Genomic DNA, 13,761 nt, shown 5'->3' with positions numbered 1-13,761 from the left:
CCGACGCGCTCAAGCAGCGCGTCGGGCAGGCCGTTCAGATCATTCGATGCTGAACGGGAAGTACTTGTCGTTGATCTTTTTGTAGGTGCCGTCTGCCTTGATCTCTGCCAAAGCTTTGTTCAGACGCTCGCGCAGCGGGTCGCCCTTGCGCACGGCGATCCCGATCTTGTCGCTTTCTACAACGGGGTCGCCCTTGAATTCATAGGCCGAACCGTCTTTGCTCTTGAGCCATTCGTACTGCACGTATTTGTCGGCGAGGATGCCGTCAAGGCGGCCGGACGTCAGGTCGAGGTAGGCGTTTTCCTGGGTGTCGTAAAGCTTGGCTTCGGTGTCCGGCAGCTTGTCTTCCAGGTAGGTACCGGCCAACGTCGCGCGCTGTGCACCGATGACCTTGCCCTTCAGGTAAGCGGCGTCGGTCTTGAAGTCCGCAGTCGCTTTAGGCGCGATGAATTGCAGCTTGTTGGAGTAGTACGGGTCGGTGAAGTCGACGGCCTGCTTGCGCTCATCGGTGATCGACAGCGAGGACACCAGGAAGTCGAACTTCTTGGCGTTCAGGGCCGGGATGATGCCGTCCCAGTCGGACACATACACTTCGCACTTTTCGACTTTCATCTTCGCGCACAGGGCGTCGCCGATGTCTTTGTCGAAGCCGACGACGTTGCCGCTGGCGTCTTTATTGTTGAAGGGCGGGTAGGCCGCTTCGATCCCCATCTTCAAGGTTTCTGCCATGGCCGTGGCGCTGAACGCCATCGAAACGGCCGCGGCCAGAAGGAATTTTTTATAGTTCTGCATGCATGTTGCTCCGTTAGCGGTTGCTGGACATGAATTGTTTGCAGCGCGCCGAAAGCGGGTTTTCAAACACCTGCTGTGGCGATCCTTGCTCTTCGACCAGGCCCTGGTGCAGGAACACCACTTCACTGGACACCTGACGGGCAAAGCCCATTTCATGGGTGACCAACAGCATGGTGCGGCCTTCTTCGGCCAGCGCGCGGATCACATTAAGTACTTCCTGGACCATTTCCGGGTCAAGCGCCGATGTCGGCTCGTCGAACAGGATGACCTTGGGCTGCATCGCCAGGGTGCGCGCAATGGCCGCCCGTTGCTGCTGGCCACCGGACAGTTGCGCAGGGTAGGCGTGGCGCTTGTCAGCGATGCCGACCTTGGCCAGCAAGGCTTCGGCCACTTCTGTGGCTTCGGCTTTGCTTTGGCCGAGCACACGGCGGGGCGCCTCGATGATGTTGTCGAGGATGCTCATGTGCGGCCACAGATTAAAGTTTTGAAACACAAAACCGATTTCGCTGCGCAGGCGGTTGATCTGTTTGCCGTCGGCGGCCATCAGCTCGCCGTTTTTCGCGGCCTTGAGCTTGAGCTCTTCGCCGGCGACCAGGATCTGCCCCTGATGCGGGTTTTCCAGCAGATTGATGCAGCGCAGGAAGGTGGACTTGCCGGAACCGGAGGAACCCAGGATCGAGATCACGTCGCCGTCGCGGGCGGTCAGCGAGATACCTTTAAGTACCTCAAGCTCACCATAGCGTTTATGCAAGTTGCGGATTTCAAGCGCGGGCGCGGCCTCGGCCATGTGCGGTCCTCATTGTGTTCATTGCATTCCTGCTGTTGGGCCGCCTTCCTGGCGAGGCGCCAAGCTAGCATAGCGTTCGGATGGCAGCCAACAGCGCTGCGGACGGTTAACGGGTGGCCTGCGGCAGGGTGTCGCATCGGCGCAGCAGCGTGTCGCGCCATCAACAACCTACAGACGTTTGAACCCGAGAAATCCACAGGCTTTGCGTAAAAAAGGGCGCGATGGTGCCAGCTTTGGGCGGGTGTTGGAAGGGTTAACCGGGCAAACGGTCCATATCAGCCCCTTTGTGGGGCGTCACGCACTTTTTGTGTGTGTTTTTGGTGCGCCCGAGCGTCTTGAATGTGGGTCGCACGGTAACGCTATAGCGGAATGCCATTGTTCTCAATGACTTGCAGCTCACGTTGAATTGTCCTACAGCCCGCGTCAATCGCGGCTCTGTAACATTTTGGCGCAAATCTTGCGTAAAAAATAAAGAACGCCCCGTTGGTTTCTTTTCACGAGAAAGATCGCAGGCCGGGCGGACCGTTTTCGCAATTCCTCGTAAAGGTGTGTCAATGAGTAGTACGCAAAGCTCCAATGACCTCGAACAGGGGCTCAAACCGCGTCACGTCACCATGCTGTCGATTGCCGGCGTCATTGGTGCCGGTTTGTTTGTTGGCTCCGGCCACGCGATTGCTGCCGCCGGCCCGGCCGTACTGCTGGCTTACGCCGCTGCGGGTACGCTGGTGGTATTGGTGATGCGCATGCTCGCCGAAATGGCCGTGGCCTCGCCGGATACCGGTTCGTTCTCCACCTATGCCGACCGCGCGATTGGCCACTGGGCCGGTTTCACCATTGGCTGGTTGTACTGGTGGTTCTGGGTGCTGGTGATTCCGTTGGAAGCCAACGCCGCTGCGACCATCCTTAATGCGTGGTTCCCCGATGTGGCGATCTGGGCCTTTACCTTGATCATCACGTTGCTGCTCACGGCAACCAACTTGTTCAGCGTGAAAAACTACGGTGAGTTCGAGTTCTGGTTTGCGCTGATCAAAGTCGTGGCGATTGTGGGCTTTGTGATCCTCGGCCTGGCGGCGATTTTCGGCTTCCTGCCGACCAGTCAGGTCAGCGGTGTGTCCCACCTGTTCGACACCCAAGGCTTTATGCCTAATGGCATGGGCGCGGTGTTGGCGGCCATCCTGACCACCATGTTCTCGTTCATGGGCACCGAGATTGTCACCATCGCTGCGGCCGAATCGAAGAACCCTGGCCAGCAAATCACCAAGGCCACCAACTCGGTGATCTGGCGGATTGGTTTGTTCTACCTGCTGTCGATCTTCATTGTTGTGTCGCTGGTGCCATGGAACGATCCGACGCTGGCTGCCGTAGGTTCCTACCAGACTGTGCTGGAACGCATGGGCATTCCGAACGCCAAGCTGATCGTCGACCTGGTGGTATTGGTTGCCGTGACCAGCTGCCTGAATTCGGCGTTGTACACCGCCTCGCGCATGCTGTTCTCCCTGGGTCGTCGCGGTGATGCACCAGCGATGTCCAAGCGCACCAATAAAAGCGGCACGCCTTACTGCGCGGTGCTGTTGTCCACTGGCGCGGCGTTCCTGGCCGTGTTCGCCAACTACGTCGCCCCGGCGGCGGTGTTCGAGTTCCTGTTGGCAAGCTCCGGCGCCATCGCGTTGCTGGTGTACCTGGTGATCGCGGTGTCGCAACTGCGCATGCGCCAGAAGCGCACGGCTGCGGGCGAGAAGATTGTATTCAAGATGTGGCTGTTCCCTGGCCTGACCTACGCGGTAATGGTGTTCATCGTCGGTACGCTGACCATCATGCTGTTCCAGGAAGCGCACCGGGTCGAGATTATTGCGACCGGGATTTTGAGCTTGCTGGTGGTGCTGGCGGGGTTGTTTGTGGCGAGCCGTCGCAAGGCGCAGAGGGTAGGCGCTGCCGTACTCAATTGATGGAATGAAATGCGGTGCTCATTGCACCGCAATGCAAATGTGGGAGCGGGCTTGCCCGCGATTACGGTAGATCAGCCAGCACATCTGGCGACTGATCCACCGCTTTTCGCGGGCAAGCCCGCTCCCACATTTGGTTTTGTGTCAGTCTGGCGAGTTGGTGAGCGCTTGGGACGCCGCCACATAATCGGCCTGAAACTCCGGCGACTCGATCCACGCCAGCGCTGCCGCCTCATCGTCACTGTCCGTCGCCCACTGCCGGTACTCGATCAGTGCCGCGAGAATGAAGTCGGTGGCCTCTTCTTCGCCTTCCTGCTCCAGCACCAGCGCCAACAACGGATGCGCCAGGAATACTGCACACAGTGCCTGCTGGCTGGTTTCGCCCGCGGTGCGCATCTCCATAAACAACTCGGTCAAATCTACCGACTCAAGGTCGATGCGGCTGTCATCGCCGGCGAACGCATCCGGCTTGGTCGCCACGCTGCGTTGGGTACGGTTTTGCTTGGCCTTGGCCTTTGCCCGGTGGGCACGTTTTTGCTGCTTGTTCGGCGAGGCCATGGGCTCAACGTCCTTGGGTACTGGGTCTGGGTGGGTATTGAAGCGCAGGTTGGGGGTAAATCCCAAGGGATTCTAAACGCGCAGGCCGGGAGCGCCTTGCATCAACTCACCGTGTTGCAGCCACGCCAGTGCAATCGGCCACAGCCGGTCCTGATATTCACTGCGGAAAAAAGCGAAATGCCCGACGGCTTTATCGCCAATATCTTCAGGAGCTATGCGCAGATGCGTGCGCTCGCTGTGTTCAAAATAGCCCAGCAGACGCTCAATGGCCGCCACTGTGCCAAACGGATCGTCGGTGATGCTGATCGCCAGCAATTGCGCCTTCACGCGGGCAAACGGCAGCTCATTCAGCGCCCGCCCGCTGGGGCGCGTCTCATACCTGGGGGTTGGCGTGCCCCAGTCGTGCACCACGCCGGCCGGTGTGTCCTCCAGCCAGCCCAGGCGTTTACCGGGGAAGTAGCCATACAGCGCGGTCACCAGCGGCATCACCACATGCCACTTGGCAAACATGCGCCAGCGCCCGCTGGCCTCATAGTCGCGCCAGTACGCAAACTGCGCGCCGACGGTGACGATGCGTCGGATCATCGCGCCGGAAGCGCCAAGCCCCGCCGCACAGCCTCCAAAGCTATGACCGACCACGTCAATCGGCTGCCCTGGAAACTCCCGTTGCGCGCGCTGCAGCATCGCCTCGAAATCCAGCACGCCCCAATCCGACCACGTCGCCTTGAAGCCGCGCAGCGAGCCACTGCGGGATTCGCCTATGCCTCGGTAGTCGTACGTGATGACGTCCAAGCCGTTGGCAAACAGGTAGTCGGCGAAGCGTGAGTAGTGCCGGCAGCGCACGGAGGTGGCGGCGTTGATGATGACAACCGGGCGTGTCGGGTCGGTTCTGATATGGCGCCAGGTGAAGCCGCCGATGGGATAGCCGTCGGTGGCGGGCTCACGGAATGCTTCTGGGGCTGGTCGAGTGGGCAGGTTCATAGGGCGGCTTGATCCTTGCGCTTTTGGTGTGGGCTGTAGGGCCACGCGCTTTTATAAGAAACCGAAATTAACAAATTTAGCGCGGCAGGGGCGTAACAAATATCGCGATGCTCGACCTCGGCCCCCTGAGTGCTTAGGCTTGCGATCTGTTCATCAGCCAAAGTCAGTCCATGACCCGCGACACCCTCGAACACAATCAGATCCTCATCTACTTCGTCGCCGTCCTGCTGGCGGCCGCATTCGGCGTGCTTGCGCCGCTTGCAGCCCACGGTCTTGGCGTACTGGTGACGCCTGCCATCGCGGTGCTGATGTACGCGATGTTCCTGCAAATCCCGTTTCTGGACCTGCGCCAGGGCTTGGGCAACAAGCGCTTTATTTCGGCGCTGCTGTTGGCCAATTTCATCCTGGTGCCCTTGCTGGTGTGGGCGTTGACCCGTGGCCTGGTGGAGCGCCCGGCGCTGTTGGTGGGGGCGTTGCTGGTGTTGCTGACGCCGTGCATCGACTACGTGGTGGTGTTTACCCACATCGGTAAGGGCGATTCGCGGCTGATGTTGGCGGCAACACCGGTGCTGTTACTGCTGCAACTGGTACTGCTGCCGGTGTATCTGGGTTTCATGCTGGGCGCGCAATCCGCTGTCGTCGTGGCAGTAGAGCCGTTCGTGGAGGCGTTTGTGCTGTTGATTGTGCTGCCGATGATGCTGGCGGTACTGACGACGTTCCTGGCGCGTCGCTCCAGTGTGATCAATGCGTGGAACGACGCCTGGGCCTGGCTGCCGGTGCCCGCGATGGCGCTGGTGCTGTTTGTGGTCATCGGCTCGCAGATTACCTCGGTGGTGCGCGATATCGGTGTGCTGTTGCCGCTGATGCCGGTGTACGTGGGCTTCTTGTTGCTGGCGCCGTTGATGGGCGCGCTGGCTGCGCGGTTGTTTGCGTTGCCTGCCGTGACCGCGCGGGCGGTCACGTTCAGTGCCTCGACCCGCAATTCTCTGGTGGTCTTGCCCCTTGCGCTGGCTTTGCCGGAAGACGTGCGCGGGCTGGCTGCAACGGCGGTGATTCTGCAAACCCTCGTTGAGTTGATGGGCGAGCTAGTCTACATCCGGCTGATTCCGGTACTGGTGTGGCGCGCTGGTCGATAAATCCATAAATGTTCGGGTTTGTTCAGGCGCTATTCAGGGGCCGAGTCGGCACCATGGCGTCGGAGCAGCCTACTGAAAGGATATTCGATGGATCACCGCAGCCGTTTTCGCCTGGAGTCCCTGGGCCTGTTTCTGATCGCTTTATTGCTGTTCACCTTGGGCATCTGGGATGAGCAGCCCCAAGGGTTTGACGGGCGTTGGGCACTGTTCCTGCAGGAAATGTTTCGCAATGGCGCGAGTCTTTTTCCTACTACCTACGGTCAGCCTTACCCTGACTACCCGGGCACCGCGACCTTTTTCAGCTTCGTGTTTGCCGGCGTGTTCGGGGCGCCCAACCACCTCGCGAATGTGCTGCCGACGGCGCTTGCCTCGGCGGGCATGATTGCGCTGATCTATCGCTTGCTGGTGCCATTTAGCCGACCTTGGGCGTGGCTGACGGTATTGCTGACGCTGCTCACCACCCAATTGCTCGACAAGTCGCGCTCGGTGTGCCTGGACCTGATGATCGCATTGCTATGTGTGGGCAGTTTCTACCTGCTGCACAGCGGCGAGCGCATGGGGTCGCGGTTGAGGCAGCTTGCTGTGTTCCCGTTATTTATTCTGGCGTTCGCGATTCGTGGGCCGCTTGGGTTGATCGAGGTGTGTGGCGTGGTGTGCGTGTACTGGGCGCTCGGCCGGCCGGGGGAGCGCGTCAAGCAGGTGCTGATTCACGGTGTTGTGGGGTTGGTGTTGCTGGTGGCGTGCTGGTGGGTGTTGATGAAGCTGGCGCGGTTCAGCGGGGGCGACGCCTTTGCCGATGAGGTGTTCAGGATGCAGGTCAGCGGGCGCCTCGATGAGAGTGGCGAGCCGTTTTACTTCTACTTCAAGCTCAGTTTGTACCGCTACTTCCCGGTGGTGCCACTCGCGCTGGCCACGATGATTGCGCTGCGTCATCGCTGGTCTGAGCGCTGGGTCAATGACGATATTGAGCTGGTGGTGCGGCTTGGGGCCTGTGGCTTGATGATTTTGCTCGGGCTTTCGGTGCCGCACTTCAAGCGCGCTTATTACATCTTGCCGATGGTGCCGATGTTTGCCGCTGTCGCCGCCTATGGGCTGCTTCAGGCGCAACATTGGCTGATTGGCGTGCGCCGCTGCTACGAAGGGCTTGTCGCGGTGCTACCGGCGTTGTGCGTGGTCGTGCTGTTTGTGTGTCGGCATGCCTGGCAAAAGCACGGCTACTGGCCGGACGTTTCGTTATCGCTGATGATTGGCGCGATGCTGGTGTTGCAAGTGGCGGCGCTGATGGCCTGGCGTCGTCCATTGCGGTTGGTGTGGCTTAGCGTGGTCGCACTGGCGGCGCAATGGCTGCTGTTGGTGGTGGTGATAGACCCCGCCAAGGATCTGCAATTTGATACGCGCAAGTTTGTCACCCAAGTTGAAGCGCTGCGTGTGGCCGAGCCAGGCCCCTTGGTGTTCGTCAATCTGGGGCGCGATACCTGGGCGGTGCGCTACATGATGAACCTGGATCACGATGAACAGCCGCTGTTCGTCGCTGGTAATCAGCTTGAGCAATTAACCACGTTGCCACGGCCATCCTGGGTGATTGTGCCGCGCAAGGAGGCAGCGCTATTGAAAGGGACGTCGATGGAGCAGCAAGCGCCAAGCTTTGAAGGGCGGCTGAACGATAATCCGCTGATGGTGTTTTTGCTGAAGTAGGCGGGCGGCTTACTGGCGTTGCATAGGCTCGGGGCGATAGTGGATCGCCCTGGGTTGTGTACATAAAATCCAGGCAACAAAAAACCCGCACTTGGCGGGTTTTTTGTGTGTTTCAGATGACGTTTGCACCACCTGAAACTAATTAGTGGTGCCCAGAGACGGAATCGAACCGCCGACACGGGGATTTTCAATCCCCTGCTCTACCGACTGAGCTATCTGGGCAACGGGGCGCATTAAACGGGTTTTTCAGGGGGTCGTCAAGCAAGTTTTCAAAAAATATTTAATTATTACCGTCGCTTACGTGCCGACCCCGATTTTTGATCAATTATTGAGCAGGCGGCACGTAACCGTCGGCCTTGGCGTAATCCTCGCCGGAAAAGAACTTGTCCATCTCGCCCTGCAGGTATTTGCGATCTTCGGCGTTCATCATGTTCAGGCGTTTTTCGTTGATCAGCAGGGTCTGGTGTTTTTGCCAGTCGGCCCAGGCTTGGGCGGAGACATTGTCGAAGATGTCCTGGCCTTTGGCGCCGGGGAACGGTGCGCGCTCCAGGGCAGGCAATTCTTCGTGGTACTTGCGGCACATGATGGTGCGGGTCATGACGGAACTCCTGCGTTCAATACGTCGGCCGCGCGCTTCAGCAGTTTTTTTACCGGGGCGGCAAGGCCCAGGCGCGGCGGGGTGGCGAGGTTATACCAGAGCCAGTCGGCCTCGGCCACGTGATGGGCGGATTCCTCCACCTGGACCAGCCAGGGTTCGATGGCCAGCTGGAAATGGCTGAAGGTGTGGATCAGCCCCGGCAGTTCATGCGGCGTGCCCAGCGCGAGCGCGTGCTGGTTGGCCAGGTGTTCCAGGTCTTGGAGGTCGTCCAGCTCCGGCAAACTCCACAAACCGCCCCACAGGCCCGTGGAAGGGCGGCGGTAAAGCAGAATCGCGCCCTCTGCGTTAGCCAGCATCGGCATCAGCGTGCGCTTTTGCGGGATGGTCTTGCGCGGCTTGGGAATGGGGTAGCGCGTCTCCAGACCGAGCATGTGCGCCTCGCAGCCCTTTTCCAGCGGGCACAGCAGGCAGCTGGGTTTGCTGCGGGTGCAGAGCGTGGCACCCATGTCCATCATCGCCTGGGTGTAGGCGTTGACGCGATCGTGCGGCGTAAAGCGCTCTGCGGTGGCCCAGAGCTGCTTGGCGACCTTGGGCTCGCCGGGGTAGCCCTCTTGCGCGGTAAAGCGCGCCAATACGCGCTTGACGTTGCCGTCGAGGATGGGCGCCCGCAGGCCCATGCTCAGGCTCGCGATCGCACCGGCAGTGGATAAGCCAATGCCGGGCAGTTCAGTGAGCTTTTCGACGTCCTTGGGAAACTCGCCACCGTATTGGGCGACGACGATTTTGGCAGTCTTCTGCAGGTTGCGTGCGCGGGTGTAGTAACCCAGGCCGGTCCACAGGTGCAGCACTTCGTCTTCCGGCGCGGCGGCCAGGGCTTCGACCGTCGGCAGGGAAGCCATGAACCGGTCGAAGTAGTTGAGCACGGTGCTGACCTGGGTCTGTTGCAGCATGATCTCCGAGACCCACACCCGGTAAGGCGTAATACCCTGTTGCCAGGGCAGGTCATGGCGGCCGTGGCGGTCGTACCAGTCCAGCACCGCCTGTGAAAACTGCTCGTTTCTCATCGTTTGAACAAGCCTTTAAGGGCGTCTTTCAACTGCGGGTTGACCTTGTCGAGTTTCTCTTCGAGCTTCTCACTGAGTTTGTTGCCGGCGGCTTTGACCGCAACCTGAGTCAAGCCGTCCTTGTCCAGGCGGCAGGCTTTGGCGCCCAGTTCCAGCGGGCCACGGCAGCGCAGCGGAACTTCGATGCCCTGGAAGTTGGAGCCGACCTGGCAGGCCGGGTCCGGCACGTCGCGTGTATCGCCTTCGACGATAATGCCGACGCGGTAATCCATGCCCAGCACGCGCAGGTCGATGTCACCGTTGCCGTTGACCGTCAGGCCCGGGATACGCACTTTCAGGTCCGGGTTGCTGGCCACGCCGTTGCGCAAGGTCAGGTTGCCGCGCAGTTCCTGGAACGGCGTGTCCTTGCCTTGTGGCGTGGTGCTCAAGGTCTTGCGGTTGAGCAGTGCGATGCCGGTGCACAGCTGCTGTTCAATGTTGGCGTTGAGCAGCGCGCCGTTATTGATCACAAAGCTGGCGGTGCCGTTAAGGCTGTCGATCAGCGCCTTCTGGCTGTTGCCACGGCCGTTGAGGTTGCTGTCGAGGGTGATCTGGCCTTTTACCGGCGGGTTTTGCCCCTGAGCTTGCAGGATGCGCTCAACCGGCACTTGCTTGATGTGGGTTTGCAGCGCCAGCACCGGGATGTCCTGGCGCACATCGAGTGTGCCGTTGGCCTGGAAGGTGCCGTTGTAGAGACCGCCGCTGAGGGTATCAAGCTTGAGCTGGCCATCGACGCCGGAGGCTTTGAGTGCCGCGTTCTGGATCGGCAGCTTGCTCAGGGTCAGTTGACCGAAGGCCAGGTCGGCGTCCACGTCCAGCGTGCGCAGACGCGTGAGTGGCAACAGTTTGTCGGTGCTCCACGCGCCTTTGGTCGGTGCGTCCGGCAGCGGTGTGGTGCCACCGGCGGCCATGGCGCCGGCTTCGCTGTTCTGCACTTCGGCCTGGCGTGCGGCCGCTGCACCTTTGGCGGTTTCGGACTTGGCCGGCAGGTAGTTGTCGGCGTTGAAGGTATCGCCTTTGAGTTGCAGGCGCAGGGATTGCTTGGCGAAATCCTCGACAGCGATGCGGCCGGTGAAGGTGCTGCTGTCGAGTTTCAGGTTCAAGTCTTCCAGTGCCGCGCTGGTAGGCGTGCCCTTGAGACGGCTGACCAGTTCGACCTTGCTGAGGCTGCCCGCCGCCATCGGCGGCAACGGGTGGCCGACGCTGTCGAGGAACTTGGCCAGGTCAAACTGGGCAATGGACAGGGCACCGCTGAGCTGTGGGGTTTTGTTCAGGTCATTGACCTTCAGTTCACCCAAGGCGCGCAGCTGGTTGGCGGAGAGTTTCAGGTTGGTCCATTCGGCAATGTTGGCCGCCAGGTCCACCAGCAGTTGGCCCTGGGTGGAGAACGTTACGGTCTTGCCCAGTAGTGGCTCGCCGGTGGCTTCGCCGCTCAGCTTCATGTCTTCGAACTGGTAGCGCTGGAGCGCACGCTGGATGCGCAGGTTGCCGTTCAACTCGGTCTTGACGCGCATCAGCGGCTGGTTGCTGCCCAGAAATGCCGTGAGTTTGAGCGGAATGCTCGCGCCTTCGTGCACGGCACCGGCGCTCAACTGGATGCTCTCGGCGCTGTACTGCTTGCCGGTCTGCTCATCGTTGTATTCAACGCGGGCGTTGTTGATGGTCAGGCTGTCGATGTCCAGACGGATCGGTTTTGGCGGCTTTTCCGGTTCAGGTTCGGCCGGCGTTTGCTCGGGGGCAGGCACCGGCGCATTGGCCGGTTTCTCGGTTACGTTCTTGCCGATGTCCTCCCAGTTGCCGTGGCCTTGCTTGTCACGGTTGAGGCGCAGGTTCAGGCCTTCGACACGCACATCGCTCATCTGCACTTCACGGCGCAGCAGCGGCAGCACGCGCACCGACAAGCCGAGCATCTGCAGGTCGGCAAACGGCTGAGTCGGGTTGGTCATGGTCGCGACGCTGGCTTCGTGCAATTCCAGGCCCAGCCAGGGGAACAGGCTCCAACCGATATCGCCATTGAGCGTCAGCTCGATGTGGGCCTTGTCGCGGGCAATCTGGCGGATCTCGTCTTTGTAATCGTTGGGATCGAAGAGGTGGGTCAGGGCAAAGCCCAGGGCCACAATGATCAGCAACAGCCCGAGAAGTACCAGACCCAGGATTTTGCCGAACGCTTTCATGGGCGAGTCCTTGTATGTCGATTTCAAAATTTAGCCGCAGAGTATAACGCCCGACGGCCTGCGTCAGTTCATGCATCGTTACATTGTATCTAGGCGCAGCAAAATCGGATTTTGCCGCCCAACAGAGCAGGTTGCGTGAAAAAGGTGATATCAGTTTGGTTTTTCTGTCATCCACTGGTGCTAATCTGCGCGGGTTCGTCTGTCGTCTGCGACACAGCGTCGCGCTCAAAAGGAGCTTTACTCAACAACAACGGCCAACGCTCTGCGTGCAAGGCCGAGGGAGAGAGCGCCTGACGGACACATACTAATAACTGGGGGAAACACCAATGAGCACAAGCACTGCGGCGGGTAGTAATGCCGCACAGCCTGCGTTCCTGTCCAAGGAACGCATTATCGCCAAGCCAGGGTTCAACCGCTGGCTGGTGCCACCGGCCGCTCTGGCCATCCACCTCTGCATCGGCATGGCCTACGGGTTCTCGGTGTTTTGGCTGCCGCTGTCCAAGGCGCTGGGTATCACTGCACCGGTCGCCTGCGCGCCGGACATGAGCTTCATCACACAAGTGTTCTCGTCCCAATGCGACTGGCCCATCTCCATGCTGGGCTGGATCTACACGCTGTTCTTCATCTTCCTGGGTTGCTCCGCAGCGATCTGGGGCGGCTGGCTGGAACATGCCGGGCCACGTAAAGCCGGCGTTGTATCGGCCTTGTGCTGGTGTGGCGGTCTGTTGATCTCGGCGTTGGGCATCTATACCCACCAGATCTGGCTGATGTGGATCGGCTCCGGCGTGATCGGCGGTATCGGCCTGGGCCTGGGCTACATTTCGCCCGTGTCGACCCTGATCAAATGGTTCCCGGACAAACGCGGCATGGCTACCGGCATGGCGATCATGGGTTTCGGCGGCGGCGCGATGGTTGGTGCTCCGTTGGCAGCCGCCCTGATGGGCCACTTCGCTTCGCCGACCAGCGTTGGCGTGTGGCAGAGCTTCGTGGTCATGGCCGTGATCTACTTCGTGTTCATGATCGGCGGCGCCTTGTCCTACCGCGTTCCGCCAACCGGCTGGAAGCCTGAGGGCTGGACCGCGCCGGTAAAAAAAGCCGCCAATGCGATGATCACCCACCGTCACGTTCACGTGAACGTGGCGTGGAAAACCCCGCAATTCCGCCTGGTGTGGCTGGTGCTGTGCCTGAACGTGTCTGCCGGTATCGGCATTCTCGGCATGGCGTCGCCGCTGCTGCAGGAAGTGTTCGGTGGCAAGTTGTTGGGTGTGGATGTGCCGTTCGGCCAACTGGATGCCGGGCAATTGGCGTCCATCGCGGCCATCGCCGCAGGCTTCACCGGCTTGTTGAGCCTGTTCAACATCGGTGGGCGGTTCTTCTGGGCGTCGTTCTCCGACTACCTGGGCCGTAAAAATACCTACTTCGTGTTCTTCGCCCTGGGCTTTGCCCTCTACGCGCTGATCCCGAATCTGGGGCACCTGGGCAACGTGGCGCTGTTCGTGGCGGCGTTCTGCATCGTCCTGTCGATGTACGGCGGCGGTTTTGCGACCGTTCCGGCCTACCTGGCCGACCTGTTCGGCACCCAGATGGTCGGCGCGATCCACGGTCGCCTGTTGACCGCTTGGGCGGCGGCGGGCGTGTTGGGCCCGGTGCTGGTCAACTACCTGCGTGAGTATCAGCTGAGCATCGGCGTTGAACGTGCCGCGGCGTACGACATCACCTTGTACATCCTCGCCGGCCTGCTGGTGCTGGGTTTCATCTGCAACCTGCTGGTGCGCCCGGTGGCCGACAAGTACTTCATGACCGACGCGGAACTGGCTGCCGAACAGGCGCTGGGCCATGACAAAGGCGCCACTGCCTCTACCTCGCTGGAGTGGAAGGCCTCTTCCGCCAGCGTGCCATTGGCCATCGTGGCGTGGCTGGCGGTGGGTATTCCGTTGGCGTGGGGTGTGTGGGTGACCCTGCAGAAGACCGCGGTATTGTTCCACTGACAGACC

11 protein-coding genes and 1 tRNA gene are annotated in these 13,761 nt (G+C 60.5%); 4 read left to right on the top strand and 8 right to left on the bottom strand.

All coding sequences use genetic code 11. The annotated features are described in order from the left end of the window. Positions 1 to 39: 39 nt before the first annotated feature. Positions 40 to 792 (bottom strand): ABC transporter substrate-binding protein, encoded by a 753-nt coding sequence (locus AACV02_RS27525; RefSeq protein ID WP_003187758.1) that lies wholly within the window; start codon positions 790 to 792, stop codon positions 40 to 42. Between the two features lie 13 nt (positions 793 to 805). Further along, on the bottom strand, positions 806 to 1,579 hold the full coding sequence (locus AACV02_RS27520; protein ID WP_106577457.1) for an ABC transporter ATP-binding protein: 774 nt from the start codon (positions 1,577 to 1,579) through the stop codon (positions 806 to 808). Positions 1,580 to 2,133: 554 nt separating this feature from the next. Between AACV02_RS27520 and gabP the strand changes: the two genes are divergently transcribed. Then, on the top strand, positions 2,134 to 3,525 hold the full coding sequence (gene gabP, locus AACV02_RS27515) for a GABA permease (RefSeq protein ID WP_119738131.1): 1,392 nt from the start codon (positions 2,134 to 2,136) through the stop codon (positions 3,523 to 3,525). A 141-nt stretch (positions 3,526 to 3,666) separates the two neighbouring features. Here gabP and AACV02_RS27510 read toward each other — a convergent pair whose 3' ends face one another. Both AACV02_RS27510 and AACV02_RS27505 read right to left on the bottom strand, forming a co-directional pair. Next, positions 3,667 to 4,080, bottom strand: coding sequence for a hypothetical protein (locus AACV02_RS27510; protein ID WP_106577459.1), 414 nt, complete (start codon positions 4,078 to 4,080; stop codon positions 3,667 to 3,669). A gap of 72 nt (positions 4,081 to 4,152) precedes the next feature. Continuing rightward, a complete protein-coding gene (locus tag AACV02_RS27505) occupies positions 4,153 to 5,061 on the bottom strand; it encodes an alpha/beta hydrolase family protein (RefSeq protein WP_119738129.1) in 909 nt (302 codons plus the stop codon). Between the two features lie 170 nt (positions 5,062 to 5,231). On the opposite strand from AACV02_RS27505, the gene AACV02_RS27500 reads away from it, so the two are divergent. Together AACV02_RS27500 and AACV02_RS27495 are read left to right on the top strand one after the other, a co-directional pair. Beyond that, positions 5,232 to 6,197, top strand: a complete 966-nt coding sequence (locus tag AACV02_RS27500; RefSeq protein WP_119738126.1) for an arsenic resistance protein — start codon at positions 5,232 to 5,234, stop codon at positions 6,195 to 6,197. 87 nt (positions 6,198 to 6,284) lie between these two features. Then, the gene (locus tag AACV02_RS27495) at positions 6,285 to 7,892 is read left to right on the top strand and encodes an ArnT family glycosyltransferase (RefSeq protein ID WP_119738124.1); all 1,608 of its coding nucleotides are present in this window, start codon (positions 6,285 to 6,287) and stop codon (positions 7,890 to 7,892) included. Positions 7,893 to 8,038: 146 nt separating this feature from the next. On the opposite strand, the gene AACV02_RS27490 is transcribed toward AACV02_RS27495, so the two are convergent. The 4 genes from AACV02_RS27490 to AACV02_RS27475 all read right to left on the bottom strand — a co-directional run bounded on the left by AACV02_RS27490 (position 8,039) and on the right by AACV02_RS27475 (position 11,767). Next, a tRNA-Phe gene (locus AACV02_RS27490) sits at positions 8,039 to 8,114 on the bottom strand. A gap of 103 nt (positions 8,115 to 8,217) precedes the next feature. Beyond that, complete coding sequence (locus tag AACV02_RS27485) at positions 8,218 to 8,490, bottom strand: oxidative damage protection protein (protein WP_119738122.1); 273 nt, start codon at positions 8,488 to 8,490, stop codon at positions 8,218 to 8,220. Then, positions 8,487 to 9,554 carry an A/G-specific adenine glycosylase gene (gene mutY / locus AACV02_RS27480; protein ID WP_106577464.1) on the bottom strand — a complete coding sequence of 356 codons (1,068 nt, stop codon included), beginning with the start codon at positions 9,552 to 9,554 and terminating at the stop codon, positions 8,487 to 8,489. Before mutY ends, AACV02_RS27485 begins: the two co-directional genes overlap by 4 nt. Further along, a complete protein-coding gene (locus AACV02_RS27475) occupies positions 9,551 to 11,767 on the bottom strand; it encodes an AsmA family protein (protein WP_106577465.1) in 2,217 nt (738 codons plus the stop codon). Before AACV02_RS27475 ends, mutY begins: the two co-directional genes overlap by 4 nt. A gap of 326 nt (positions 11,768 to 12,093) precedes the next feature. On the opposite strand from AACV02_RS27475, the gene AACV02_RS27470 reads away from it, so the two are divergent. Next, positions 12,094 to 13,755, top strand: coding sequence for an OFA family MFS transporter (locus AACV02_RS27470; protein WP_106577466.1), 1,662 nt, complete (start codon positions 12,094 to 12,096; stop codon positions 13,753 to 13,755). Positions 13,756 to 13,761 lie beyond the last annotated feature (6 nt).

The sequence above is a fragment of the Pseudomonas sp. Larv2_ips genome (assembly GCF_963879675.1).
Taxonomy (GTDB): Bacteria; Pseudomonadota; Gammaproteobacteria; order Pseudomonadales; family Pseudomonadaceae; genus Aquipseudomonas.
The sequence above is the reverse complement of the archived record's forward strand: the minus strand, read 5'-3'. Positions and strand labels throughout refer to the sequence as shown.